Origin of the sequence: Streptococcus sp. A22, from assembly GCF_043674215.1 — a bacterium.
GTDB lineage: Bacteria > Bacillota > Bacilli > Lactobacillales > Streptococcaceae > Streptococcus > Streptococcus suis_V.
This window is the reverse complement of record NZ_JBIMJQ010000007.1, coordinates 23,549-47,861: the sequence shown is the minus strand read 5'-3', so window position 1 is coordinate 47,861 and position 24,313 is coordinate 23,549. Positions and strand designations below refer to the sequence as shown.

The following is a 24,313-nucleotide window of genomic DNA, read 5'->3' as shown; positions in this document are numbered from 1 at the left end:
TTCGTTACAGAAATTTGGTAAAATAGTTCGTATAATGAAAAAACTAAAAAATATTAAGCCACGATGCTTTGTTTTTATTTGTATCCTAATTTTTCTTGCTTTAGGTTTTGACAGTCGGCTTCAAGTAACTCATTACAGGCTTGTTAGTCCCAAAATATCTCAGCCAATCAGACTTGCTCTAATTACTGATTTACACTCATCAAATTACGGTAAAAATCAGATACAAATCTTGGAAACATTAGAGAAAGAAAAGCCAGATATCATTTTATTAGGTGGAGATATTTTTGATGATGAACTTTCTGACAGAAAAACTCTAGAATTGTTAAGCGGGCTAGGAAAATTTAATCATACTTACTATGTGTCAGGTAATCATGAAATATGGAGTAATCGATATGATCAGATGCTGGAACATCTAAGACAACAGAATGTGGTCGTATTATCTGGAGATAGTAGTAGAGTTGATGTAAGGGGGCAGTCCATCACTATTTCAGGCATTGATGATCCTGAATATTTTCAAAAGTATGATACTAGTGAGAATTTGCTAGACCAACTTGAAGACATAAAAGGGAAGCAAATAAGCACTGACTTTCAAGTTTTACTAGCGCACCGGCCAGAACTAATTGACACATATCAAAAGTATGGATTTGATTTAGTGTTATCTGGTCATGCGCATGGAGGACAATGGAGAGTGCCTTATTTGGTTAATGGTGTATTTGCGCCTAATCAAGGTTTTCTTCCAAAATATGCAGGTGGTTTATATGAAGTTGAAAATTCGTATTTTATTGTAAGCAGGGGTCTGGCTAAAGAATCTACACGAGTACCAAGATTCTTTAATCGCCCAGAAATTATCATTGTCGATCTTGTTAATCCGTAACTTCACTTCTTTCTAACCACTCAAAAACCCACTGACTTTTAATGAGCCAGTGGGTTTTATTACTTTTCCGAATCAAAAACTTATTTCAAAAAAGGTAGTGATTCGACTGATTTATACTGCAATGTAATGAAAATAAAAATTTCAAAAATCGCTTAAAATCAAGGTTTCTACCGCCTATTGACGTGTAGTGAATCCCTATTTCACATCAGTAAAGATTAAGTATTGTCTATTTTAGCTGTTAGAAACGTTTATATATCAACGTTTTTGTAATATTCCTTAGCAAAAGGTAGAGTGAATGGTAGAGTAGTTATTGCGTTAGTTCAGCAATCTGATCAAGATAAATACCCACAGCTTCTAACATTCGTTGAGGTGCTAATTCAGCGTAAGTATCCATTGTTATCCTAGTTGATTAAAAAAATCTCTGATTTCCTCATCTTTTATAAAATAATATATAATTTTCCCCTCTCTTCTAGTGTCCAAGATGTTTTGATTGGCTAGTTTACGAAGATGGTGGGAGGCAGATGCCATACTGAGATTTAATAAACAGGCTATATCGCAGACACAGAGTTCTTCGACGGCAAGGAGATAAAAGATGATATTTATCTGTTTATTATCGGTAAATTTTGATAAAATGCGAAGTGATTTTTGGACTTTTTCCTTTTCAAGGTAGTTCGTTGCGGTTGTAACATTTTGTTGATTTATAACATCCACTTGACAGATACTATCTTTTTTCATAATTTTTTTCTCCTAGCCTAACACAGCCCATAGCATGTCAAAGCTGTTGTTTTCAATCAGGATATACATCCCCAATCCTAAATAGACAACGGCAATAAACCATCTGCTATATTTTTCCAAAGTTTCTCCAACAGAAGGGACTTGTGCCAATTTTTGGGCAGAAAAAACCAAGAGATAAATCATGACTAGAAAGGTAAGTAAAGCCACTATCAAATTCGCTAAATTTAAGGTAGTAAAATATGGGACAAATACACCAATATTGTCAGCACCACAACTTGCAAAAGTTATCATAGCGACTAGAAAAATAAGGTTTTTATTATCTTTGCGCAAACCATCTTTTACAATAGCTTCTCCATCAGAATCTCCTAAAAGCAAAACTTTGAGGCCTAGGAAAATTGGAATCAAACCGAGCAAACCTAAAATCTCTTTACTAGGAATATAATCTAAGACAAATGCAAAAAGCAAACTTAGTAATATTAGACTAACAGAGCCTAGAAATTGTCCTAAATAGATGTTAACGATGTCTTTTCTGCTTTTTCTTTTGGCAAAAAATAACATTAGGATAATAAGTAAGTCTACGGCTGTCCCAGAATACAGGATTATTGAAGTAACAACATTTTGAATCATAAAACACCTCATTCAAATATATTTTTGAATGTATTCTAACATTAAACTTTGTAGATGTCAACTTAAAATCCACCAAAATATAGATAAGAAGTTAGTGTACCAAATATTAAAAAGCCCTGCCATCGAAATGATAGTAGGGCTTAACTTCAATATCAAATGATATATTCATCTAAAAAGGTAGAGTTCTTATTGATTTATACTGCAATGTAGTGAACTTCAAAAATTCAAAAATCGCTTTAAATCAATGTTTTGACGTCTAATGACGTGTACTGAAACCCTTACTTAACCTCAGTAAAGGTCTAATAATGTCTATTTTAGCGATTATAAACCTTGATATAGCAAGACTTTTATGAATTGTCCTCCAAAAGTGTAGAGAAAAATGTAGAGATAGAATAACTATGCCGTTAATTCGTCTAATTTGGTTTGAAACAAGCTAACAACTTCCAATTTTCTTTTGCGCTAGTGAAGCGTACGTATCCATGGTAGTGGAGATTGACCGATGCCCTAATCGAACTTGTAATTATTACTTCAGTTTATCTTGTTGCGTTATAGTAATATTTAGTTCCAAACAGAAAAATACTTGATTGATAAGTAAATATATGTTAGAATGAAATCGATAAATAGAAAGCGCATTCATGGATTAGGTAAATATTGTGGACTAAAAAACTTCCTAATTTATTTTTGTTGCAGGTAGTTATAATTGGTAACGCAAATTCATATAAACAGGATCTGCAGAATGGAGAACACCATGAAGTGAGAATTCAGTCGTAAAAAAAGCCAGGTGGACTTGATGTGGGGAAAGCAGACTGATGGGGGATGTATTTTTATAGATTTCAAATTAATATTAATAAGGATAGGAGGTTCCCTGTAGATGAAAATCTACATTTATTAACTTCTGAAAAGTCATCAATTACTCATAAAGTAAATATGACAATTGAAAATAGGAAAGGAGAATATCATGCATAAGTTTGAAAAGCTATTGCTATTGTCAGGGGTTTCAGCTAGTTTATTTTTAGGATTGGGAGTGAACGCTACTTCTGTTTATGCAAATACAAAAGTAGATCAGGTAGATTCAACTATCTTAGGTGGCTGGAATGAGGAAACAGGTAAGTTTTCTAACCAGAATAGTAATTTAACGCCTGGAATTTCTAGATTGCGAGCAGCCAACAGTGGACCGATACATAATGGAAAACGTGAAAACCGTTTTCGGAAAGATGGTCTTGAATCGAGAGCTGTTGCTTCTACCACTTGGCCAGGAGTCTATCATTACAGTAGAGCTCAGATGGTAGGGGCGTATGGAAGAGGTCGTGTTAATACTGACTCAGGTCGTGTTTGGGCTCGTAATGGTACACAAGCTTACTCTCCATGGGTATTTGAAGGAGAGATTAGTACAAATCTCGCGAAAACTTTCTATGGTAAATAGTAATTGTTAAATAAATATGCCTTTTCATTAAAAAAGAAAAGGCATATTTTCTATCAGGTGATAATTTATGAATTTATTGAGAAAAATACAAATTTATATACCACTATTTATTTTAATGGCGTGTCTATGGCTTAATTACTATTACCAAAATCAGCAAAACTTAGTGGTGTTAGAAAGTAATGCTCTTAGAACATCAAACCATTTATCTCTATCTTCTGATGAATTTAGTGACATATTGACTAAAATTGGTAAGAATAATGATAACTTTTGGCTAGTTCAGAAGATAGAAAATGGAGATAAGGATGTTCTGAATATTTTTGCCAATAACTGGGATAATCTTCACTTCCCTCATAAAACAGGAGAATTATTATATAAAAATAATGATTCGAAAGCCTTGATTGGCTATTCAATAAAGACTATTTATGAAGAAAATAAAGAATATGTTATTTTTGAGGGAAGAAAATATGAAGTAATTGGAAAACTTGGAATGTTAGCTAATAGTCCGTTGTCCAGAACCATTTTAGTTAGTGACAAAAAGTTATTAGCACATGAAGGGGAACTCAGTTTAAATGGTGAATTAAATGATCCCAATTTTCAGAATCATACGAAACCAGGTGATAACATAGGTGTTGAACGTATTTTTTCTTTGTCACAATTTGCTTTCTTATTGAATGCAAGTACTGTAACGTTTGTCGGTCTATCTATTATTTTTTGGATACATTTCCTTATCCGAAAAAATAACAAAATATATCAAACATATCATTTATTAGGAAAAAACTGGGTATCCATTTATATCAAAGAATTATTTTTTCTACTTTCAGCAAATATTTGTATTTTGACGACATTTACCTTCCTATTTAAGCTACTAGGAGAGAGGCAAATGATGTTACCCCACCATTTAGCGATGGTCTTGATTGAGGTGATTAGTTTTACATTTTTGTTTTACAGAGGGAGAGCTAATGAAAAATAGAAATAATGACATACATATAAAAAAAACAATTCCCTCCGTCCTACTTCACTTACTTGCAAGTTTATTAGTCATATTACTTACGGTAGTTATCACATTAACTAGTCAGTTATTATTAAAAAATGATCAAGCTAAAAATAATATAACCCGACTATCCAACGGTTATTATAGTTACACTATAATTGATACTCTATATGAAGACGATGCTTTTTATCAGTTTAGGAGTGATAAAGAGAGTCTTGATACTCTTAGAATATTTTACAATAACTTGTATCAATCAAAAGAAATTGAGTTGTTAGCAACTTTTAATCAACCGCTTTTTATTCAATCATTCAATAAAGGAGAGAAATTTTTATATGATGAAGGGATGCTAGAAACCAATGGAAACACTAAGGATCCTGAAGCAGTAAAATCTTTTCAAATGAATCGGAAAGCATTTGATTTTTATCATTTAAAAGTTGAAGAGGGAGAGGAAATAGATTGGCCCTCTATATCTTTATTAGATTTCAACTCCTATCCTATACTTTTAGGTAGTCAATTTCGTGAACATTACAAACTAGGAGATAAAATCACTGGGGAATTTTATACGAAAACAATAACGTTTGAAGTTAAGGGTTTTTTAGAACCAAATAGTTATGTTTTCTATAAAGGGAATGCGGAATTTTATTTAGATGATTATATCGTTATACCTTATCCTATTGAACTTCCAGACATTAAGACAAAGGATTTTACATTTGAAGGTATTTTATATTTCGCTATGATTAATAGCCAGTTTGCAACACGTTTACCAAGAGAGAAGGTTTTGGAAGTGCTTCGAGAACAATCGGAAAAGTCAGGTTTTGTTGATTTTTCGCTGTTGGAAGTGGATGATTTTTTAATAAAATACGAGCAATTGTTATCGGTCATTAGTCGTCTTCAAATTTTATTGATCATACTAGTAGTTGCTCTAGGTATTCTTTTTTTATATGTTATAGGAAGCATTTTAGTATCTATTTTACGATACCAGGCGGATGAGATTCGCATTAGTTGGTTAATTGGGTATAACGTAAGAGATCGAATTTTATCCAGAATATGTATTTGGCTCTATTTATCATCTTTATTGACTTGTTTTGTGATAGAAATTTTATTATTTAAACAAATTTTTGTGTTACCTATTATGGTTGTAAGTAACTTTATCTTATATTTTATTATCTATTGCACACTAATTAAAATAAGTGAATATGAATAGGAGAAATCGTATATGATCATACTAGAAAACATTGACAAAAAATACCATAAGCACAAGGTATTTACCAAATTTAATATGAAAATAGAACCTGGAGAGATAACGGCAATTAGGGGAAAAATTGGTTCAGGGAAATCAACTCTATTAAGGATTCTTGCTGGATTAGATACATCTTATCACGGAACATGCTCCATTTTTGGACATTTAATGATAAAAAATGATAAGGAATTGGCGCACTATCGTCTTCAAAATATTGGCTATATTCCACAAGATTATCAGTTACTCGATGATTTAACTTGTTTTGATAATATAGCCTTACCCTTAAAGTTTTTGAAAGTATCCAAGAATGAGTCAAACAATAGAGTGATGAATATCATGAGAGAATTAAATATTACTCATTTAAAAGATAAGTATCCAGTGGAGATTTCAGGAGGACAAAGCCAGTTAGTATCTATTGCACGTGCTTTAGTAAAAGAACCGGCTATTATAATTGGCGATGAACCAACAGGAGCTCTTGATAGAAAAACAGAAGAGCTCGTATTGCAGTGTCTAAGATATCGTCAATCTAAAAATTCTTGTATCATTATTGCAACTCATAGCAAAGCAGTTGCAGAAAAATGTCAAAAAATAATAGAATTAAACTAATTAGTCAGATAGTTAGATTTGATATTAAGTTACAGAAATTAGTCCTTGTTATAAATGCACGCTACCTCCCCTTACTATTGAACTGTATTTAGAATTCTATATAAGAAAAATCTACATATAAATTCTATTTTAAAAATAGCAAAGGAACACCTCATATGAGGTGTTCCTTTTCATATCTGCATGTTCTACTTATATTTTTTATTATCTAAAAAAATGTAGAGATTCGGTTGATTTTTATTGCAATGTAATGAAAGTTCATCTTTCAAAAATCGCTTAAAATCAAGGTTTCTACCGTCTATTGACGTGTAGTGAATCCCTATTTCACCTCAGTAAAAATCACGTGCTTACGCAATTTTGGTGAGTATTTTTTCAATTGAAGACGGTCTGGAGTGTTACGTTTGTTTTTTGAAGTAAGGTACAAACGCTCACCAGATTCTTTGTGTTCAAGTGTGATATTTACGCGCATGGTATCTCCCTTCTATTATTCAGCTGAAGCAGCTTTAGCGATTTTACGTCCTTTGTAGTATCCTTTCAAAGATACACGGTGAGAACGTGAGTAATCTCCAGTAGTTTCGTCAAATTTCACAGTTGGAGCTGCTACTTTATAGTGAGTACGACGTTTGTTTTTCTTCGCTTTTGAAGTGCGACGTGCAGGTACTGCCATTTCGATTTTCCTCCATTAAAATGCGAGCTGACGCTCGGCTCTTATCATAAATATAGTGTATGACTTTCGCCAACTTTAACAGTATATCAAAACTTTTTTGTAAAGTAAAGTTACTTGACAGATTTTTTTCTATTTTTTGCCATCAAGCAAGGTGAATGGTCAGATATAGCAAAAAACTATCGAAATGTATAGAAAATATATATTTTACAATTATAGCTTTTGGGAATAAAATGAAACTATCAAAATTTTTCAAGGAGTTTTCATCATGTCAAAAACACATTACCATTTCGATCATGTCGGTTCTTATCTTCGTCCACAAGCTTTGAAGGATGCCCGTGAGCAATTCGCCCAAGGCAAAATCAGCCACGAAGACCTGCTCGCTATTCAGGACAAATTGGTCGCTGAATTGGTCCATCACCAGGTTGACAATGGGCTCAAGGTAGTTTCTGACGGCGAGTTCGGCCGTTCTTGGTGGCACCTGGACTTCCTCTGGGAATTGACAGGGTTCGAAGCTTACTTGCAGGAGGATTCTTACAAGTTTCACGGGGCTAAGACTCGCACGACCAATGTCCGCCTCAATGGCAAGGTAGCTGAAAATCCAGACCACCCGTTTTACCGTGATTTCCAATACCTTCAGTCTATCGTGCCTGAGGGAGTTACACCAAAGGTGACTATTCCAAGCCCGTCACTGGTTATCAAGCGTGACCATCGCAGCGATCTCTATGCGGATTACTACGAAAATTGGAGTGATTTCCTAGACGGTTTGGCAAAAGCCTATCATGATACCATTCAGCATTTTTATGATTTGGGTGCCCGCTATGTTCAATTGGACGACACAACCTGGGCTTATTTGATTCAGCAATTGGAGACCTATCATGACCAACAGGAAAAACGGGCGGAATTTGAGCAGATTGCTGAAGATGATGTCTACGTGATCAATAAGGCCCTGGAGGGCCTGCCAAAGGATTTGACGGTGGCGACCCATATCTGTCGAGGCAACTTCAAGTCAACCTACCTTTTTGAAGGAAGCTACCAGACGGTTGCCAAGTATCTAGGCCAACTCAACTATGACATCTTCTTCTTAGAATATGACGATGAGCGTTCAGGCGATTTTTCACCGATTGTGGACATCTGGAATGGCCGTGAGAATGTCGAATTGGTGCTGGGTGTGATTACATCTAAAGATCCTCAGTTAGAGGATATTGACGCGGTGGTTGCCCGTATTGAAGAAGCAGCGAAATTGATTCCACTCAAGAACATCGGCATCTCAACCCAGTGCGGCTTTGCTTCTACGGAAGAAGGAAATATTCTGACTGAGGAAGACGAGTGGAAAAAATTACAATTGATTAAGACGATTACGGACAAGGTCTGGGGAAATTAGGAGAGAAAAAGGAGATAGGAGGAGTCATAGGGATTTAGGAAGAGCGATTTTAGAAGGTGTAGGAGGCAAGGTCAATGTGTCCAGTCTGCCCCATTGTGCGACACGTCTGCGTTTTACCTTGGTGGATAAGTCTAAGGCAGACCAAGCTGGCCTGGAACAGTTAGAGGGTGTTTTGGGTGTGATTGATAAGGGTGGTCAATTCCAAGTTATTATCGGAAATGACGTGGCCCAGGTCTATCGTCCTTTAGCAGAGGATTTGGAAGAACAAGTAGTCGCAGACCAAGAAGTTTCGAGCAAGCAGGGAATTTTTGCGACTGTTCTGGCTACTATCTCAGGTATCTTTACCCCGATTTTGCCAGTCATTACGGCAGCCGGGATGATCAAGGCTGTGCTGTCCTTGCTGACGGTGTTTGGCGTGGTGGCTGCTGATGATACCAACTATCAAATTCTCAACTTTATTGGGGATGCTGGTTTCTTCTTCCTGCCTATCTTTCTTGGCGGCTCGGCTGCCCGACAGTTTAAGACCAATCAGCAGCTGGGGATATTAATCGGGGCGATTTTGCTCCACCCTAGCTTTGTGGCCTTGGTGACAGCGGCCAAGGAGGCTGGGACGGGTCTGAATTTCTTCTCCATTTCGATTACTATCAAGCTACTCTTCGACCGTTATTCCGGTAATTTTAGCAGTATGGTTCATGAGCTATGTGGAAAGAGTTGCGGATAAGATTTCGCCCAAGGCTATCAAATTTTTCTCTGTTCCACTCTTGACAACTCTGGTGACTGCCCTGGTTACTCTGATTGTGCTGGGGCCGCTTGGTGCTATTGTGGGCAATTGGCTGGGTGCCTTCTTCCTCTGGTTGGAAGAATTTGGTCCTTGGGTTGTGCCAACTATTGTAGGAACAGTGTCGCCTTTCTTGGTGATGACTGGTACCCACTACGGTCTAGTATCGATTGGCATCAACAACCGCATGACCATTGGCTATGATACCATCGCTCAGCCTGGCATGTTGCCGTCCAATGTGGCCCAGGGTGGGGCAGCTTTAGCTATTGCACTGAAAACGAAGGATGTCAATAAGCGTGCCTTGGCTTCATCGGCTGGTATTACCGCGATTTTTGGTATCACTGAGCCCGCCCTGTATGGTGTGACCCTGCGTCACCGTCCTGCCTTGATTGGGACCATGGTTGCCGGTGGTATTGGTGGTTTCTTTATGGGGATTATGGGGGCTCGCAACTTTTCTGGTGGTTCTCCAGGGCTTCTGACCATTGCTGCCTATATCGGTGAGGACACGCTCAAGTATTTTTATACAGCGGTAGCCGGCCTGGTCATTTCCGTTCTGATTTCCTTTGTGGTGACCGTTGTTCTCTATAAGGAAGATTAAGAACCAGTATTCACTGTTCGGCACTTTTAGCTAAGGCTAGTTTTCTGCCACTCAGCGTTGTTTTTCTCGAAATACAGTCAGTATTCCAGCTCAAACGGCCTTGACTTGCAAAAAACTATCTCATATCTAAATGTACCTCACTAGTAAACACAACTCCTAAAAGTGGTGCAAACCGCTTTTTCTTTACGGGGAAAAGGACTTGCACAGGTTGGCAAAATTTTTTACAATAACATCAGAAATACTTGACACGACATATATATAATGGTTGTAAGGAGAAATCCATATTAACTACTTTTAAGGAGAACTGTATGAAGACAGTTGGAAAATTTTTTGCTAAAAAGGTGGCGAGCCTCTTGGTTGTTTTATTGGTCTTAGCAATTGGTGTCATCTGGTTTCGAAATAGCATCTTTGCCTGGTTCCGAGGCACTCATAGGGTCCAGTATGAATTTGTCATCAAGCGGTTTGAGCAGGAGACCAAGCTGATAGTGGCAGGTGCAGATGTGGAAACGACTGCCAATCATACCTTTGAAAACAATAAAATGAAGGAGTGGCCAGACTGGACAGAGCCTATCACCAAGCTCTTTGTCGGACGAGAAATGTCGGTCGAGATTCCTGTTCAGACCGAGTTTAAGCTGGATTTGGAAGGCTTGACCAAGGATGATATTCGCATTGAGGACAATACCTTGACCTTCCAAAATTCTCTGACTGTTGAGGTGGACTCTCAGCAACATGGGGAAATCAAGATTTCCAATAATAGCAATGGTTTGATTGACAAGGCTGTCGATGTCTTTACTGCCGGACAAAAGGCACAAGAATTTCTGTCTGATAAGTCCCAGGAGGCAATTTACAAGACCAGTGAGTATGTCCTGAATGACGCTGAACGTCAGGAAAAGGTGGTCGGCTTTGCGGAAAATTCTCTTGAAAGTCTACTCAATTTAAATTCCGATGAAAAGTTAGAAGTTGATTTATCTCTGGATGACCTCAGCTTTGTCATCGTTGATAAGAAATAGCAGTGGAAACCGTGTCAAGCAGACATGGTTTTTTGCTCGCTCTGCCATTTCCAAAAAGCCTGGGAATATGGTAAAATAGGAAACAAACTGTAGAAACGAGAGACGAGATGAAACTTCAAAAACCTAAGGGAACCCAGGATCTATTGCCACAGGATACGGTCAAGTGGCAGTATGTGGAAGGCTTTGCCCGCAGTATTTTTAAGCGATACAATTACGCAGAGATTCGCACGCCGATTTTTGAGCATTATGAGGTTATCAGCCGTTCAGTTGGCGACACGACGGACATCGTGACCAAGGAAATGTATGACTTCTATGATAAGGGCGACCGCCATATTACCCTTCGTCCGGAAGGGACCGCCCCGGTGGTTCGTTCGTATGTGGAAAACAAGTTGTTTGCTCCAGAAGTGCAAAAGCCAAGCAAGTTTTACTACATGGGCCCAATGTTCCGTTATGAGCGTCCTCAGGCTGGTCGTCTACGCCAGTTCCACCAGATTGGTGTGGAGTGTTTTGGTTCCAACAATCCTGCGACGGATGTGGAAATCATGGCCATGGCCTATCATTTCTTTGAGGAACTAGGGATTCAAAACATCACCCTTCACCTTAACAGCCTGGGCAATCCAGAGAGTCGTGCGGCCTATCGCCAGGCCTTGATTGATTATCTGACACCGCTCAAGGACCAGTTGTCCAAGGATAGCCAGCGCCGTTTGGAGGAAAATCCTTTGCGCGTGCTGGATTCCAAGGAAAAAGAGGACAAGGCGGCAGTTGAAAATGCTCCGTCCATCTTGGATTACTTGGATGAAGAGAGCGCGGCCTACTTTGAAGGGGTCCAGTCTATGTTGGACAGCCTGGGTATCACATATGTCATTGACACGAATATGGTTCGCGGTTTGGACTATTACAACCATACCATTTTCGAGTTCATCACCGAGGTGGGGGGCAATGATTTGACCATATGTGCTGGTGGTCGCTATGACGGCTTGGTCAGTTATTTCGATGGACCTGAGACACCAGGTATTGGCTTTGGTATGGGGATTGAGCGCCTGATTTTGGTCCTTGAAAAGCAGGAAATTGAGCTGCCGATTGACCAGTCTCTGGATGTTTATATCGCTGTTTTGGGTCAGGAGGCCAATGGCGGAGCTTTGGAGCTGGTTCAAGCCCTCCGCAAGCAAGGTCTGTCTGCCGAGCGTGATTACCTAGACCGCAAGCTCAAAGCCCAATTTAAGTCTGCGGATGTCTTTGGTGCCAAATACATCATCACCCTTGGTGGAAGCGAGCTGGAAAGCGGCCAGATTACTGTCAAGAATAATCAGACCCGCCAGGAAGTCAAGACTAGCCTGGATACCATCAAAAATGATTTTGCCAGCCTCTTGCCAGAACTTGGAGCAGAGTAGGGGAGGTAGAGGATGAAAAAATACATCAATATTGCCTTAATTTACGCCGTTGTAGGTCTTCTCAGCGGTCTTGCTTACCGTGAAATCATCAAATTGACCGGTTTTACTGGTCAGACATCTCTTAATTTGGTTCACACCCACCTGTTTACATTGGGCATGTTCCTCTTTATGATTGTGGCGCTCTTTGCCCAGCACCATGAACTGGAAAAAATCAAGTCTTTTCGTGTCTTCCTAGTGACCTACCACATCGGCTTGCCTCTTTCTGCTATCATGCTGGCTGTCCGCGGTATGACCCAGGTTCTAGAAATGGATTTGTCAAAAGCCGTCAATGCTAGTATTGCAGGCTTGGCAGGTATCAGCCATATCCTGGTTTCAGTTGGTATTATCAGTCTACTCCTTGCCTTGAAAAAAGCAGCTGAAAATTAACATATAAACAGTAAAGCAAGCTCCGTTTTGGAACTTGCTTTTATTGTTTATTTGGAATAATAAAGAAGAGATAGTAGGTAATGAAAATAGTCAAAGCAACTAAGAGGATTTTGACTGGTAGGAGTGGGGCCAAATAGATAGAAATCCCCATGAGGATGTAAATTTGCAGGATAATTCGTTTTTTCCGACTCTTGCTGATAGCCTTGGTCTCCGCATAGTCAGCGACATAAAATTGATAGAGCCTGGTTGTCCTGAGCCAGGCCTCAAACTTCTTTGAACTATTGGCAAAACAAAAGCCAGCCAAGAGTAGCAGGGGAGTGGTAGGGAGGATGGGCAGGAAAATGCCGATGACTCCGACAAGCAAGCTGAGGAAACCGGAAAGAAAATAGAGATATTTTTTCATGTTACGATTGTATCATAAAAGGAAAATGAAAAAAAGACTTGCGTTTTACGAAAGAAAACGTTATCACAACTAGGTAACGTGATTTTTGTCACAAATACGATGAAAAGAGGGACCAAGATGAAATTGATTGCATTGGTTGGAACAAACTCCGCCGCATCCACCAACAGGAAATTATTGCAGTTTATGGCTACACATTTTAGCGAGAAGGCTGAAATTGAATTGGTAGAAATTAAGGATTTGCCAATGTTTAACAAGCCTGCCACCCGTCAATTACCAGAAGCTGTCTTGGAATTGGCTAAGAAAATTGAAGGGGCAGAAGGGGTTATCATTGGAACACCCGAATATGACCACTCTATTCCAGCAGTTTTGATGAATGCCTTGGCTTGGTTGTCTTATGGCATCTATCCCTTGTTGAACAAGCCGATTATGATTACAGGTGCATCTTATGGTACCTTGGGTTCTTCCTGTGCCCAGTTGCAGTTACGTCAGATTTTGAATGCTCCTGAGCTCAAAGCCAGCGTTTTGCCTGATGAGTTTCTCTTGTCAAATTCCCTGACTGCCTTTGATAAGAAAGGTCATTTAGTGGATATTGAAACAATCCAAAAATTGGAGGCTATGTTTGACGACTACCGCTTATTTGTGAAAATGACTGGAAAATTGTCTCATGCCAAGGAACTCTTGCACAAAGAGGCAGAGAATTTCGACTGGGAAAGTTTATAGGAAGAGGACGAAAAGATGAAATTTGTTGGTATTGTAGGATCAAATGCGGACCAATCATACAACCGTATGCTCTTGGAATACATCCGCCGTCAATTTAAGTTGAAGTTTGAACTAGAAGTCTTGGAAATCAAGGATGTTCTGATGTTCAATCAAGATGAAGACCAATCGGACTGCTTTGCTATCCAGTATTTATACAATAAGATTACTCGTGCAGACGGTGTCATCATTGCAACACCAGAGCACAACCATACGATTACACCAGCCCTCAAGAGCACCTTGGAATGGTTGTCCTTCAAGCTCCATCCACTGACTGATAAGCCTGTCATGATTGTCGGTGCTTCTTACTATGACCAAGGAACATCCCGTGCCCAGGTCCATCTCCGTAAGATTTTAGATGCTCCAGGTGTCAATGCCTATACCCTTCCAGGAAATGAATTCCTACTTGGCAAGGCAAAAGAGGCCTTTGATGAGAAAGGAAATATCATCAATGAGGGGACAGTGAAATTCCTAGAAAGCTGTCTAGATAACTTTATCAAATATGTAGGAGTAGTGTCTCAGTTGAAAAAACCAAAACCAATTGAACCAGAAGATCTTTACTGCGGTAAGCCAATTGCAACGACTGTTCAGGGCATTGACCCAGATGATCCAAACTGGTTGGAGAAGGCTGCTGCCCAGGTTGGAGCTGTTGAAGGAGACACCTATGTCAAATTGGACAACGGTCTACTGACGGTTAATCAGCTCAATCAATTCCTCAAGGCCATGCCTTTTGAATTGACTTTCACAGACGATAACAACCAGTTCCTCTACTATAATGCCGCTCACCAAGATCCTGAAACCATGCTTGGAAAACGTCTGCCAGAGCATGTCGGCGGTCGTTTGGCAACCCTACACGGCACCCTGCCACCAGCTCGCATGAAGAACGTGGAGTGGGTTGTTGGAACGCTCCGTAACGGTAACCAAGAATACGTTCGGACCATTGTTCCAGGTACACCGCCAGAAGTTATCAATACCCACAACTATCAGGCTATGTACTATCCGGATGGCTCCTTTGCAGGTATCAACGAGATTATCTTCAACTTCAAGCCATGGTTGGATTGGTACCTCAATGAAACTGGTCAACAGTTGGTTGGCGGTAAGGCTATGTCAGCTGCTGGTCACGGTCATGCAGCTGCCCATGTCGATGCGACATCCGGTGCATCGGATGCAGGTGCTGCTCCAGCTCCAGCTCCAGCTGCTTCCGGTGTGGATGCAAGCTCTGGTGCATCAGAAGCCTATTAGATTTGTAATGAAAGGTGCCATCAGGGCACTTTTCCTTTATTATTTTATTAGAAAGAGGAGACTATGACAGTTTTTAAGGAGAAAATCGGTGCGGCTTGTGCCAAAAAAGAGGCTCTCTTTGATGAGAGTTTGGGTCGGTATGCCCTGCGTTCTATGTTTGCTGGGGCCTATCTGACCATGTCAACGGCTGTGGGAATTATCGGTGCGGATGTCATTTCTAGCCAATTTCCGGCCCTGGCTCGCTTTGTCTTTACCTTTATCTTTGCTATCGGCTTGATTTTTGTCTTGATTTTCAATGGCGAATTAGCGACATCCAATATGATGTATCTAACAGTAGGAGGCTACTACAAGCAGATTTCCTGGAAGAAGGTCTGCACGATATTGCTTTATTGTACCTTCTTTAACTTGATTGGTGCTATTGTCTTGGCCTATCTATTCAATCAATCTTTTTCCTTCCAGCAACTGACAGATAAGAGTTTTGTAATCAATGCGGTCCAGCTCAAGTTGGCCAAGACAGATTGGATGAACTTCATCGAGGGCATTACTGCCAATATGTTTGTCAATATGGCTATTATGGGATATATGCTCCTGAAGGAGGAATCTGCCAAGTTCTTTGTGGCCCTATCTGCCATTTTCATGTTTGTTTTCCTCATCAATGAGCACTTGATTGCCAACTTTGCTTCTTTTTCGCTGGCTGGATTTAGCCCTGTTGACAACATCAAAGGTTTTGATTTGGTCAATATTCTTCGCCAGTGGACCGTAGTTTTCTTTGGCAATTGGATAGGTGGAGGTCTCTTTATCGGGATTGCCTATGCTTGGCTCAATGAGACCAAAACAGTGCATAAGGAAGGTTAGAAAACAAGCTCTCAGACCCCATACCGATTTTTTCAAATAGGTCTTGAAAAATACTCTAAAATGCCTATAATGTATTTACATTAAGGTATTTTTTAGTCTACTCTGCTATTCTACTGGGAAAAGGAGGAGATTCTATGTTTATTTTTGCCTTTCCTGGTACGGGAAAATCGACCCTTGCGAAACAGTCGTCAGCCATCGTGGACTTAGAGATCTCTGACATCAAGTATGACAATTCGAGCGTCAGCCATTTGACCAAAGAAGAGAGGAAGTCTGTGCCGCGGCCTATTAAGGACAAGGACTACCGTCAGACTTATATTGACAGGGCCTATGCCCTGGAGCGTGAGGGCAAGACGGTTCTCGTAGCTATGAATTTTCTGGTCAGGATGCTGGCAGCCATGCTGGTTCGAGGCTTTGTCCCCTTCCATATTTACATTCCTCACTTTTCTTTGAAGGAAGAATACAGGAAGCGCTATATTCAAAGAGGAAACAATTCCCGCTTTATTTTTGAGGTTATGTTTATTTGGTATCTAGTGTTGCTCCCTTTTTATCTACTATCCATATGCCTGCCAAAATGGATCACTGTATTGGGAGAGGGTGAGACATTGTCAGACAAGATATTCGCTAAAAATCACCAAAAATCCAATCCAAAAACAGGCCTAGCGCAAACCATTTCATGAAAATGAATGAAAATTCACAAATTACTTGAAAAAATGACGCTAAAGCGTTATCATATTATGGTACATAAATGGAGGAATGACATGACACATATTACATTCGATTATTCAAAAGTCTTGGGCCAATTCGTCGGAGCTCAAGAAGTAGACTATATGCAACCACAAGTTACCCTAGCTGACCAAATGCTCCGTCAAGGAACAGGTCCTGGTAGCGACTTTATCGGCTGGTTGGATTTACCAGAAAACTACGACAAAGAAGAGTTTGCTCGTATCAAGGAAGCGGCGGCTAAGATCCAAAATGAAAGCGACGTTTTGGTGGTTATTGGTATCGGTGGTTCATACCTTGGTGCTAAAGCAGCAATTGATTTTTTGAGCAACTCTTTTGTTAACTTGCAAACTCGTGAAGAGCGTAAAGCTCCACAAATCCTTTACGCTGGAAACTCTATCTCATCAAGCTACCTTGCTGACTTGGTGGATTATGTTGCTGATAAGGATTTCTCAGTTAACGTGATTTCAAAATCAGGTACAACAACTGAGCCAGCCATTGCTTTCCGCGTCTTCAAAGAATTGCTTGTCAAGAAATACGGTCAAGAAGAAGCTAACAAGCGTATCTATGCGACAACTGACAAGGCAAAAGGTGCTGTTAAGGTTGAAGCGGACGCAAATGGTTGGGAAACCTTTGTTGTTCCAGATGATGTCGGTGGCCGTTTCTCAGTCTTGACTGCAGTTGGTCTTTTGCCAATTGCGGCAGCTGGTGCAGACATTGATGCCCTTATGGAAGGTGCAAACGCAGCTCGTAAGACTTATACTTCAGATAAGATTGCTGAGAATGAAGCATATCAATATGCAGCTGTTCGTAACATTCTTTACAGAAAAGGCTATGTAACAGAAATCTTGGCTAACTACGAGCCATCACTTCAATACTTCAGCGAATGGTGGAAACAATTGGCTGGTGAGTCAGAAGGTAAGGACCAAAAAGGTATCAACCCAACATCTGCTAACTTCTCAACAGACTTGCACTCACTTGGACAATTTATCCAAGAAGGAAACCGCAATATCTTTGAAACAGTAGTTCGTGTTGACAAACCAAGAAAAAATATCTTGATTCCTGAAATGGCAGAAGACCTTGACGGTCTTGGCTACTTGCAAGGTAAGGATGTTGACTTTGTAAACAAAAAAGCAACGGACGGAGTACTTCTTGCCCACACAGATGGTGGCGTACCAAACATGTTTGTCACTCTTCCGCAACAAGATGAATTCACACTTGGTTACACCTTCTACTTCTTCGAGTTGGCAATTGCGATCTCTGGTTACCTCAATGCCATCAACCCATTTGACCAACCAGGTGTAGAAGCCTACAAGAAAAATATGTTCGCTCTTCTTGGTAAACCAGGATTTGAAGAACTCGGTGCAGAATTGAACGCACGTTTGTAATGAATATGAACCGGCCGCTTGGTCGGTTTTTCTTATGCCTCAAATCCTGTCTGTGTGTCTAGGTGTCTATTGTCTAAAAAAGTAATTTTTCTCTAAATTTTCTTGCATTTATCTATTGACAACCGAGATATATATATATATAATGGACATATAACATTCTTTAGGAGGCTATTATGGCAAAGAAAATTAGGGATGAGCATGGCAATGTCTATGTACAGAAGAAACCATTTTACAAACGGATTTGGTTTATCGTGTTGGCAGGTTTAATTGTACTTGGAGCTTTAGGCAATGCACTTGGCGGCGGTAAAGAGGGAACAACAACCTCAAGCCAACCTTCAACACAGGAAACAAGCCAGGCAAATACGGAGACTCCAGCAAGTAGCTCAGAAAAAGCAGAGGAGAAGCCAGCAGAGGTGACCTATGGCATTGGGCAAGAAGTACCAGTTGGTGATGTAACCTATATTGTAAATTCAAAAGAAATTGTCACTAATGTTGGTGGTGAATTTGGTAAAAATGCAAATGGAGTTTTCTTGTTGCTCAATGTTACCGTAAAAAATAATGGGACTAAAGCCATTACAGTAACAGATGACTTCTTTACTTTGTTAAAAGGTGAAGTGGAGTACGAGACAGATTCGTCAGCGGGTCTATTTGCTAATCAAGATGCAAATTTCTTCCTCTCTGAGGTAAATCCAGAGAGTACCATTACTGGCAATGTCATCTTTGATATTACAGAAGAGACAGCAAATGATCCAAGTATCCAACTCAAAGTACAAACTGGATTTTGGGGTACAGAGACTGGTTTGATTAACCTACAATAACAATCAAGAGGCATAACTCTAGTCTCTTTCTCATTGCCGGCCGCTTGGTCGGTTTTTCTTATGCCTAAAATTATGGTACAATGGTTTTACAAGGAGATAGGTCTATGAAACCAGAGTATTTTGTAGTCGGGGATGTTCATGGCAAGTATCAACTCTTGGTTGATTTGTTGCAGAAGTGGAATCCTGAGCGTCAGCAATTGATTTTTTTAGGGGATTTGATTGACAGGGGTGAGGATTCCAAGGCTTGTTTGGAATTGGTCATGGATTTGGTGCAGAATCAGGGAGCCATTTGCCTGACAGGTAATCATGAGCGGATGTTCCTGGCCTGGTTGCGGGACCCTCAGGACCGCTATGACCATTATCAGAGAAATGGTGGTGATACGACCATCAATTCATTGCTGGGGCGTTCCTTGGATGCGTCGGTGGATGGTATGGTTGATGCCCATCAGGTTTCAGAGCAATATGGGGAATTGATTGACTTTCTCAAATCTTGTCCCTACTATCTAGAAACGGAGCTCTATATCTTTGTTCACGCGGGGGTTGACCTGACCTTGGATGATTGGCGGGAAACCAGTGAGCATGACATGGTTTGGTTGCGATCCAAGTTCCACGAGACAGCTAATGAAACTGGCAAGTGGATTATTTTCGGCCATACACCAGTCTATAATTTGTTTGGAACTAAGACGCGGATCAGTCAGATTTGGGACAGTGGTGATGGAAAAATTGGCATGGATGGCGGTGCTGTCTATGGCGGTGTCCTCCATGGTCTGGTCTGCAATCAAGACGGGCCAATCGAAGACTATGTGGTCGGTCACACCCGATTCCAGTTGCAGATAGAAGATTAGTTTTTATCAGCTCCACCGTCAAACAGGGGAGAACAAGATTTTGTAAATAGACATATTAAAAAAGGCGATTGTGTTCGCCTTTTTGTGTATTCAGATAAAATTGTCTAAAAAGTCTGAGTGGTCACGAGAGTTGTTTGCAGAAGGTATTATGTCTTCAACCGAAAAGTCTGTGGCGCCTTTTTCAAGAGAAAGAAATAGCCGAAGCCGACGTAGAGCAGGAGAAGGCATGACACGCCGATGACATAGTAGTGAGAACCAATATCTACGCGGCTATTGAGATAGGCCACCCAGTAGAGGGCTCCACTGAGAAATTTATAGACAGGGTTGGTCACTTCCATGTCTTTGGTAAAGGGCTGCAACATATAATAGATAAAGAGGTCATGGAAGGAAAAGAGGGCGGTCAGGCTGGTCAATAGCAGGGCAGTTAGCAGATAGCTGCCAGGAGTGTATGTCGCCCGTGTAAAGAGGACAAGCCCTAAAAAGAGGGTGACAGCAAAGCGAGCGTTGTAGAAGATAGACTGCTTGAATCGGTAGTTGAAACCAGCAATAATGGTCTGCGGTTCCCGATAAAAGGGGTAATGGAGCATGGAAAGGTCGCAGTTGACAAAGACCATCTGTGTGACAGCCTTACCCATGGAGGCGATATATATAACCATGAACGTAAAAGGCAGCCCCTCGATATAGTTGGTATTGCTTATCTGAATGTCATCTTTTGAAAACCAACGAATTCCTTCAATAAAAAGGACAATAGCCAAAAGACAACCCAAGCGAAAATGCAGTTTTTTCGTAAGGATGGAGCGGTAGCGGTCAAATAGCAGAGCGTTTAAGTAGGTCATGCCTGATAGGTGACTAAGGTTCTTGCCTTTTTTGAGTTTGAGTTTCTCCTGCATCTGCAGACCTTGACGGGTGTATTCATTACCCTGCACGATACCAGCGATTTTTTTATCGGTGATAGCAGATTGGTCCATGCAAAATTCTATGTAGCTGTTCAGCTGATAGGGCTGGAGCAAGGTCCACAGACTGACCAGGATGAGAATGCCTAGTAAGACAGCCAGCCCCATAAACAGCTGGTTGCTCAGGCTATCTCTGTAATAAAAGGCAAGAAAATAGGGAATGATACAAGAAATCCCGATGACGGCAGATGACCAACCATTTCGTTTGTAGCGACAGCCTTTTTGAAAAAGGAAGCGGTTGAGTGCCTGTCCAGAAAAGCTCAGCGCCATGGGGGTCAAGAAACCTAGTGGGAGGAAAATCCATTGTCCCGACAAGAGGCAGAAGGTTACCAGAGCGGGCAGGTAGTAGATACTAGTCAAGACGGGTTCTAAGAAAATACGACTGTAGAAGTAGGTGGTTCGTGATAAGCCGAAATGGGTCATAAATTCCCGGTCGGGCTGGCTGATAAAGGGGTCAAAACTCCCTAAAAATCGATTGGCTATTCCAATGCAGTAGCACCAGCTGACAAAGCCCATGGTCCACATGTCTTCTTGTTCAAGGGTAAACTGAGGTTCACCTCTGAAGAGATTGAGGAAGAGAACGGCTATGCCCACGTGGAGTGCCAACCAGAAGAACTTGGCAAAAAAGCGCGTTGGGATGCTGAGGATGATGTTGAAATAGAAAAGAAAACTCTTGAAACCATAACTTTTGAAGATGTTGACCGGAATTTTATGGCCGACAAGAGGAATTTTTCGTAGGTAGTAGAGCAGGCTATTGGCCGACTTGTAGGCTCTGAATTGTTGCTGGTACCAGGTGTAGCTCAGCATGTCTTTGATTTGTTTCTTCATGGCTATCTCCTATTGCTCCGTTAGTAGGTTGACAATTTCCTGCTCAAAGTCCGTGTCATGGAGCTTGTCTGTCGGCACAGCTTGGAGTTTATGGTGATGGAGCAACACAATCTCGTCGCAGAGATCCTGAGCCAGTTGTAGAATGTGGGTGGAAAAGATAATCACGGAATCTTTTTTGGCTTCCCGAATCAGCTGCTTGAACTCGTGGGCAGCCACGGGGTCAAAGGAAGTCAGAGGTTCATCCAAGAGCAGGACAGGAGGTTGGACAATCAAGGACAGGAGCAACTGGACCTTGTTCTGCATACCGTGGGAAAAATCCTTGAGCAGGCGATGTTGGTCTTCTTCTCCGATACCGACTAAGTTCAGCCATTCTTCTGGACTGCGAGGAGATTTGAGCTTATCCTTGTGAATATCCATATAGAAACGGACAAATTCATAGGCCGTCATAAAGGCAGGCAGTTGTGGGTAGGTTTGGGTAAATCCGATGTCCGTATTATCGTAGTCAAAGGCATTTCCATCCTTTACAAACTGAATCGAGCCCCTATCCAAGGTCAGATTTCGGGCAATGCAGTTAAACAGGGTTGTCTTACCAGCTCCGTTCCGCCCTAGCAAACCGTAAATCTTGCCTTGTTCGAAGGTAAAGGAAGTATCTTCCAAAATGATTTTATGGTCGAATTTCTTGGAAATAGAAGATAATTTCAGTTGCATAGCCAATCTCCTTTTTGTTATATTGTTATGGATTTATCATACAATAAAAAACAAAAAAATTCAAGCAGATTTTTACTTGAATTTAGAAAGAGGATAGGGGTTGTTTTTGCTGCCCCTGGCCATTGAAGTTACTATCCTTTAGCCAGTTTTCAAGGGCATGCTTGCGGTCGGGCCATTCGTGGTCTAATAGAGAAAACCAGGCGGTATCCCGATTGCGTTCCTTATAGACTAGAGCCTGACGGAAGGTGCCTTCGTAAGTAAAACCAAGGCGTTTGGCAGCAGCTTGACTGGCTTGGTTGAGCGAGTCGCATTTCCATTCGTAGCGTCGATAACCCAGTTCTTCAAACACATAGTTCATGAGAAGATAGTGGGCTTCTGTCGCCTGTCGGGTACGTTGCAGTTGCGGGGAAAAGATAAGCCAGCCCACTTCAATGCTACGATGGTTGGTATCTATTCGCAGGAGTGCAAAGGTTCCGACTGCCTGATTGGTTGCTTGGTCAATAATAGCTAGATAATAGGGGTCGGTCGAGTCCAAAAGAGCCTGGAAATAGTCCTGAAATGTCTCTCTGTTCTCAAAGGGTTCAAGGGCCAGATAGGTCCAATCGGCTTTTTTAGCACTTGGTCCATAAAACTGATAGAGATCATCTGCATGGTGCAGGCTCAGTTTTTCTAAGCGGACTGTGTGTCCTTGTATAGTCTCCAGACTTGGTCGCTCACCACTGGTGTAATGTGGCAAGGGCATACCAATTTCTTGGCCGAATGAATTGATAGGCATGGTTCCCTCCTAATAATGCAAACTTCCAGCCACCCAGCCAGTTGCCAGACAGTAGGTGATGTTAAAGCCACCCGTGTGGGCGTTGATGTCCAAGACTTCTCCTGCAAAGTGGAGACCAGGTACTTTCTTACTTTCCAAGGTTTTGGGGTTGATTTCCTTGAGATCAACGCCTCCTTTGGTCACAAAGGATTTGGCTAGGGACATCTTGCCTGTAATCTTGATAGGGAGGGCTTTGAGGAGGGTAACCAGGTCAGCCAGATCTTTTTTTTGGACCTGTTTGACCTTGCAGTCGTAGTTCTCTGCGAAAAAGTCGGCTAGGCGGTCAGGCATGAGTTCAGACAGGGCATTCTTGACGGATTTTTCCCTGTTGGCTTCTAAATGTTCAAATAAATCTTGTTCAGAATGGGTCGGCAGAGCATCGAGAAATGCGGTTTCGCCGCCTTTGACAAAACTGGACAAGCGAAGGGCAGCGGGTCCCGACAGGCCAAAGTGGGTAAAGAGCAGGTCGTGGGTGATGACGTGCTTGCCGTAGGTCAGGGTGACGTCGTCCAGGGAAATGCCTTGGAGCTTCTTGTGGGGGAAGTCAGTCAGAACGGGGCTTTCAGCGGCATCAATCTCCGTGACTTCCAGCTTGAAGTGGCGGGCAATGTCGTGACCAAAGCCAGTCGAGCCGGTGGAAGGATAGGTCTTGCCGCCGGTGGTGACAATGAGCTGAGGAGCGGTAAAGGTTTCCTCGCTGGTCTTTACATGGAAGAGGTCGTCCCTCTTGCGGACGGAAACCACCTCCGTACCTGTGCGGATGTCCACGCCATTTTCCAGCATCTTCATCTCCAGACACTTGATAATGGTCTGGGAGCGATCGGTAGTCGGAAATACACGGCCGTGGTCCTCCACCTTGAGCTTGACCCCGTTTTCCTGAAAGAAATTCATGATGTCGTGGTTGTCAAACTGGGAAAAGACACTGTAAAGAAAACGGCCATTGCCAGGAATGCCAGCTAGTAGGTCTTCCAAAGTACCGTTGTTGGTCACATTGCAACGTCCGCCACCTGTACCAGACAGTTTCTTGCCCAAACGCTTGTTTTTTTCGAGGAGCAGGGTCTTCTTGCCGTAAAAACTGGAAGAAATAGCGGCCATCATGCCGGCAGGCCCCGCTCCGATAATAATGGTATCTACTGTATTCATGTATTTATTGTATCATAAAATAGCAGAGCTGGTTGGCAGGTTACTCCCCTCTACTTATTTATTGGTCTAAATTTGACAGTTTAGGGTGCTTATGGT

Annotated in this window: 27 protein-coding genes and 2 pseudogenes; 19 read left to right on the top strand and 10 right to left on the bottom strand. The window is 41.2% G+C overall.

Annotation, left to right across the window (positions count from 1 at the left end):
* Positions 1-34: 34 nt before the first annotated feature.
* A complete protein-coding gene (locus tag ACHBHN_RS04345) occupies positions 35-874 on the top strand; it encodes a metallophosphoesterase (protein ID WP_394733679.1) in 840 nt (279 codons plus the stop codon).
* 307 nt (positions 875-1,181) lie between these two features.
* Here the strand turns inward: ACHBHN_RS04345 and ACHBHN_RS04340 are convergent.
* From ACHBHN_RS04340 to ACHBHN_RS04330, 3 genes and pseudogenes are all read right to left on the bottom strand, one after another.
* Positions 1,182-1,283, bottom strand: a pseudogene (locus ACHBHN_RS04340) (site-specific integrase); the annotation flags it as partial.
* Positions 1,271-1,609, bottom strand: a complete 339-nt coding sequence (gene cadX / locus ACHBHN_RS04335) for a Cd(II)/Zn(II)-sensing metalloregulatory transcriptional regulator CadX (protein WP_000711078.1) — start codon at positions 1,607-1,609, stop codon at positions 1,271-1,273. The pseudogene ACHBHN_RS04340 and the gene cadX, both read right to left, overlap by 13 nt.
* A 12-nt stretch (positions 1,610-1,621) precedes the next feature.
* On the bottom strand, positions 1,622-2,236 hold the full coding sequence (locus ACHBHN_RS04330) for a CadD family cadmium resistance transporter (RefSeq protein WP_248046506.1): 615 nt from the start codon (positions 2,234-2,236) through the stop codon (positions 1,622-1,624).
* A gap of 28 nt (positions 2,237-2,264) precedes the next feature.
* On the opposite strand from ACHBHN_RS04330, the pseudogene ACHBHN_RS04325 reads away from it, so the two are divergent.
* From ACHBHN_RS04325 to ACHBHN_RS04305, 5 genes and pseudogenes are all read left to right on the top strand, one after another.
* Positions 2,265-2,446: pseudogene (locus ACHBHN_RS04325) on the top strand (FanG protein).
* A gap of 748 nt (positions 2,447-3,194) precedes the next feature.
* Positions 3,195-3,659 carry a hypothetical protein gene (locus tag ACHBHN_RS04320; protein ID WP_394731598.1) on the top strand — a complete coding sequence of 155 codons (465 nt, stop codon included), beginning with the start codon at positions 3,195-3,197 and terminating at the stop codon, positions 3,657-3,659.
* Positions 3,660-3,726: 67 nt separating this feature from the next.
* Positions 3,727-4,629 carry a hypothetical protein gene (locus ACHBHN_RS04315; RefSeq protein WP_394731597.1) on the top strand — a complete coding sequence of 301 codons (903 nt, stop codon included), beginning with the start codon at positions 3,727-3,729 and terminating at the stop codon, positions 4,627-4,629.
* On the top strand, positions 4,619-5,854 hold the full coding sequence (locus ACHBHN_RS04310; RefSeq protein WP_394731596.1) for a hypothetical protein: 1,236 nt from the start codon (positions 4,619-4,621) through the stop codon (positions 5,852-5,854). The genes ACHBHN_RS04315 and ACHBHN_RS04310 overlap by 11 nt, the downstream gene beginning before the upstream one ends.
* 12 nt (positions 5,855-5,866) lie before the next feature.
* Entirely contained in the window at positions 5,867-6,496 is a 630-nt protein-coding gene (locus ACHBHN_RS04305; protein ID WP_394731595.1) for an ABC transporter ATP-binding protein, read from the top strand.
* A 316-nt stretch (positions 6,497-6,812) separates the two neighbouring features.
* On the opposite strand, the gene rpmG is transcribed toward ACHBHN_RS04305, so the two are convergent.
* Both rpmG and rpmF read right to left on the bottom strand, forming a co-directional pair.
* Complete coding sequence (gene rpmG, locus ACHBHN_RS04300) at positions 6,813-6,962, bottom strand: 50S ribosomal protein L33 (RefSeq protein ID WP_002262412.1); 150 nt, start codon at positions 6,960-6,962, stop codon at positions 6,813-6,815.
* Between the two features lie 15 nt (positions 6,963-6,977).
* A complete protein-coding gene (rpmF, locus tag ACHBHN_RS04295) occupies positions 6,978-7,160 on the bottom strand; it encodes a 50S ribosomal protein L32 (RefSeq protein WP_002937589.1) in 183 nt (60 codons plus the stop codon).
* Positions 7,161-7,425: 265 nt separating this feature from the next.
* Between rpmF and ACHBHN_RS04290 the strand changes: the two genes are divergently transcribed.
* The 6 genes from ACHBHN_RS04290 (at position 7,426) to ACHBHN_RS04265 (ending at position 12,744) form a co-directional block, all read left to right on the top strand.
* The gene (locus ACHBHN_RS04290; protein WP_394731594.1) at positions 7,426-8,541 is read left to right on the top strand and encodes a vitamin B12 independent methionine synthase; all 1,116 of its coding nucleotides are present in this window, start codon (positions 7,426-7,428) and stop codon (positions 8,539-8,541) included.
* Complete coding sequence (locus ACHBHN_RS04285; RefSeq protein ID WP_394731602.1) at positions 8,537-9,262, top strand: PTS transporter subunit EIIB; 726 nt, start codon at positions 8,537-8,539, stop codon at positions 9,260-9,262. Before ACHBHN_RS04290 ends, ACHBHN_RS04285 begins: the two co-directional genes overlap by 5 nt.
* The gene (locus ACHBHN_RS04280; protein ID WP_394733678.1) at positions 9,234-9,917 is read left to right on the top strand and encodes a PTS transporter subunit EIIC; all 684 of its coding nucleotides are present in this window, start codon (positions 9,234-9,236) and stop codon (positions 9,915-9,917) included. The genes ACHBHN_RS04285 and ACHBHN_RS04280 overlap by 29 nt, the downstream gene beginning before the upstream one ends.
* Positions 9,918-10,225: 308 nt before the next feature.
* Positions 10,226-10,927: a hypothetical protein gene (locus ACHBHN_RS04275; RefSeq protein WP_394733677.1), complete on the top strand. Its 702-nt coding sequence runs from the start codon at positions 10,226-10,228 to the stop codon at positions 10,925-10,927.
* Between the two features lie 107 nt (positions 10,928-11,034).
* Entirely contained in the window at positions 11,035-12,318 is a 1,284-nt protein-coding gene (gene hisS / locus ACHBHN_RS04270; protein ID WP_105122283.1) for a histidine--tRNA ligase, read from the top strand.
* Between the two features lie 12 nt (positions 12,319-12,330).
* Positions 12,331-12,744 (top strand): DUF2871 family protein, encoded by a 414-nt coding sequence (locus ACHBHN_RS04265; RefSeq protein WP_172009832.1) that lies wholly within the window; start codon positions 12,331-12,333, stop codon positions 12,742-12,744.
* 40 nt (positions 12,745-12,784) lie between these two features.
* Here the strand turns inward: ACHBHN_RS04265 and ACHBHN_RS04260 are convergent, their stop codons facing one another.
* Complete coding sequence (locus tag ACHBHN_RS04260; protein WP_172009833.1) at positions 12,785-13,147, bottom strand: DUF454 family protein; 363 nt, start codon at positions 13,145-13,147, stop codon at positions 12,785-12,787.
* Positions 13,148-13,264: 117 nt separating this feature from the next.
* Here ACHBHN_RS04260 and ACHBHN_RS04255 point away from each other — a divergent pair, with 117 nt between their 5' ends.
* From ACHBHN_RS04255 to ACHBHN_RS04225, 7 genes are all read left to right on the top strand, one after another.
* Positions 13,265-13,867 carry an NADPH-dependent FMN reductase gene (locus tag ACHBHN_RS04255; RefSeq protein ID WP_394733676.1) on the top strand — a complete coding sequence of 201 codons (603 nt, stop codon included), beginning with the start codon at positions 13,265-13,267 and terminating at the stop codon, positions 13,865-13,867.
* Positions 13,868-13,882: 15 nt separating this feature from the next.
* Positions 13,883-15,145, top strand: a complete 1,263-nt coding sequence (locus tag ACHBHN_RS04250) for an NAD(P)H-dependent oxidoreductase (protein ID WP_394733675.1) — start codon at positions 13,883-13,885, stop codon at positions 15,143-15,145.
* A 63-nt stretch (positions 15,146-15,208) separates the two neighbouring features.
* On the top strand, positions 15,209-16,000 hold the full coding sequence (locus ACHBHN_RS04245) for a formate/nitrite transporter family protein (protein ID WP_105122278.1): 792 nt from the start codon (positions 15,209-15,211) through the stop codon (positions 15,998-16,000).
* Between the two features lie 134 nt (positions 16,001-16,134).
* Entirely contained in the window at positions 16,135-16,677 is a 543-nt protein-coding gene (locus ACHBHN_RS04240) for a hypothetical protein (RefSeq protein ID WP_394733674.1), read from the top strand.
* Between the two features lie 81 nt (positions 16,678-16,758).
* Positions 16,759-18,108, top strand: coding sequence for a glucose-6-phosphate isomerase (locus tag ACHBHN_RS04235; protein WP_394732658.1), 1,350 nt, complete (start codon positions 16,759-16,761; stop codon positions 18,106-18,108).
* A 173-nt stretch (positions 18,109-18,281) separates the two neighbouring features.
* Positions 18,282-18,926, top strand: coding sequence for a DUF4352 domain-containing protein (locus tag ACHBHN_RS04230; RefSeq protein WP_257117169.1), 645 nt, complete (start codon positions 18,282-18,284; stop codon positions 18,924-18,926).
* A 104-nt stretch (positions 18,927-19,030) separates the two neighbouring features.
* Entirely contained in the window at positions 19,031-19,771 is a 741-nt protein-coding gene (locus ACHBHN_RS04225; RefSeq protein WP_394733673.1) for a metallophosphoesterase family protein, read from the top strand.
* A 146-nt stretch (positions 19,772-19,917) separates the two neighbouring features.
* Here the strand turns inward: ACHBHN_RS04225 and ACHBHN_RS04220 are convergent, their stop codons facing one another.
* From ACHBHN_RS04220 to ACHBHN_RS04205, 4 genes are all read right to left on the bottom strand, one after another.
* Positions 19,918-21,552, bottom strand: a complete 1,635-nt coding sequence (locus tag ACHBHN_RS04220; protein WP_394733672.1) for a hypothetical protein — start codon at positions 21,550-21,552, stop codon at positions 19,918-19,920.
* 9 nt (positions 21,553-21,561) lie between these two features.
* Positions 21,562-22,260, bottom strand: coding sequence for an ATP-binding cassette domain-containing protein (locus ACHBHN_RS04215; RefSeq protein WP_394733671.1), 699 nt, complete (start codon positions 22,258-22,260; stop codon positions 21,562-21,564).
* Positions 22,261-22,342: 82 nt separating this feature from the next.
* On the bottom strand, positions 22,343-23,035 hold the full coding sequence (locus tag ACHBHN_RS04210) for a GNAT family N-acetyltransferase (RefSeq protein WP_394733670.1): 693 nt from the start codon (positions 23,033-23,035) through the stop codon (positions 22,343-22,345).
* Between the two features lie 9 nt (positions 23,036-23,044).
* On the bottom strand, positions 23,045-24,217 hold the full coding sequence (locus tag ACHBHN_RS04205; protein WP_394733669.1) for an NAD(P)/FAD-dependent oxidoreductase: 1,173 nt from the start codon (positions 24,215-24,217) through the stop codon (positions 23,045-23,047).
* Between the last annotated feature and the right edge of the window lie 96 nt (positions 24,218-24,313).

Excerpts from the sequence above, each read along its gene's own strand:
- ACHBHN_RS04345 (WP_394733679.1), top strand. The coding sequence starts at position 35 with ATGAAAAAACTAAAAAATATTAAGCCACGATGCTTTGTTTTTATTTGT.
- cadX (WP_000711078.1), bottom strand. The coding sequence starts at position 1,609 with ATGAAAAAAGATAGTATCTGTCAAGTGGATGTTATAAATCAACAAAAT.
- ACHBHN_RS04330 (WP_248046506.1), bottom strand. The coding sequence starts at position 2,236 with ATGATTCAAAATGTTGTTACTTCAATAATCCTGTATTCTGGGACAGCC.
- ACHBHN_RS04320 (WP_394731598.1), top strand. The coding sequence starts at position 3,195 with ATGCATAAGTTTGAAAAGCTATTGCTATTGTCAGGGGTTTCAGCTAGT.
- ACHBHN_RS04315 (WP_394731597.1), top strand. The coding sequence starts at position 3,727 with ATGAATTTATTGAGAAAAATACAAATTTATATACCACTATTTATTTTA.
- ACHBHN_RS04310 (WP_394731596.1), top strand. The coding sequence starts at position 4,619 with ATGAAAAATAGAAATAATGACATACATATAAAAAAAACAATTCCCTCC.
- ACHBHN_RS04305 (WP_394731595.1), top strand. The coding sequence starts at position 5,867 with ATGATCATACTAGAAAACATTGACAAAAAATACCATAAGCACAAGGTA.
- rpmG (WP_002262412.1), bottom strand. The coding sequence starts at position 6,962 with ATGCGCGTAAATATCACACTTGAACACAAAGAATCTGGTGAGCGTTTG.
- rpmF (WP_002937589.1), bottom strand. The coding sequence starts at position 7,160 with ATGGCAGTACCTGCACGTCGCACTTCAAAAGCGAAGAAAAACAAACGT.
- ACHBHN_RS04290 (WP_394731594.1), top strand. The coding sequence starts at position 7,426 with ATGTCAAAAACACATTACCATTTCGATCATGTCGGTTCTTATCTTCGT.
- ACHBHN_RS04280 (WP_394733678.1), top strand. The coding sequence starts at position 9,234 with ATGAGCTATGTGGAAAGAGTTGCGGATAAGATTTCGCCCAAGGCTATC.
- ACHBHN_RS04275 (WP_394733677.1), top strand. The coding sequence starts at position 10,226 with ATGAAGACAGTTGGAAAATTTTTTGCTAAAAAGGTGGCGAGCCTCTTG.
- hisS (WP_105122283.1), top strand. The coding sequence starts at position 11,035 with ATGAAACTTCAAAAACCTAAGGGAACCCAGGATCTATTGCCACAGGAT.
- ACHBHN_RS04265 (WP_172009832.1), top strand. The coding sequence starts at position 12,331 with ATGAAAAAATACATCAATATTGCCTTAATTTACGCCGTTGTAGGTCTT.
- ACHBHN_RS04260 (WP_172009833.1), bottom strand. The coding sequence starts at position 13,147 with ATGAAAAAATATCTCTATTTTCTTTCCGGTTTCCTCAGCTTGCTTGTC.
- ACHBHN_RS04255 (WP_394733676.1), top strand. The coding sequence starts at position 13,265 with ATGAAATTGATTGCATTGGTTGGAACAAACTCCGCCGCATCCACCAAC.
- ACHBHN_RS04250 (WP_394733675.1), top strand. The coding sequence starts at position 13,883 with ATGAAATTTGTTGGTATTGTAGGATCAAATGCGGACCAATCATACAAC.
- ACHBHN_RS04245 (WP_105122278.1), top strand. The coding sequence starts at position 15,209 with ATGACAGTTTTTAAGGAGAAAATCGGTGCGGCTTGTGCCAAAAAAGAG.
- ACHBHN_RS04240 (WP_394733674.1), top strand. The coding sequence starts at position 16,135 with ATGTTTATTTTTGCCTTTCCTGGTACGGGAAAATCGACCCTTGCGAAA.
- ACHBHN_RS04235 (WP_394732658.1), top strand. The coding sequence starts at position 16,759 with ATGACACATATTACATTCGATTATTCAAAAGTCTTGGGCCAATTCGTC.
- ACHBHN_RS04230 (WP_257117169.1), top strand. The coding sequence starts at position 18,282 with ATGGCAAAGAAAATTAGGGATGAGCATGGCAATGTCTATGTACAGAAG.
- ACHBHN_RS04225 (WP_394733673.1), top strand. The coding sequence starts at position 19,031 with ATGAAACCAGAGTATTTTGTAGTCGGGGATGTTCATGGCAAGTATCAA.
- ACHBHN_RS04220 (WP_394733672.1), bottom strand. The coding sequence starts at position 21,552 with ATGAAGAAACAAATCAAAGACATGCTGAGCTACACCTGGTACCAGCAA.
- ACHBHN_RS04215 (WP_394733671.1), bottom strand. The coding sequence starts at position 22,260 with ATGCAACTGAAATTATCTTCTATTTCCAAGAAATTCGACCATAAAATC.
- ACHBHN_RS04210 (WP_394733670.1), bottom strand. The coding sequence starts at position 23,035 with ATGCCTATCAATTCATTCGGCCAAGAAATTGGTATGCCCTTGCCACAT.
- ACHBHN_RS04205 (WP_394733669.1), bottom strand. The coding sequence starts at position 24,217 with ATGAATACAGTAGATACCATTATTATCGGAGCGGGGCCTGCCGGCATG.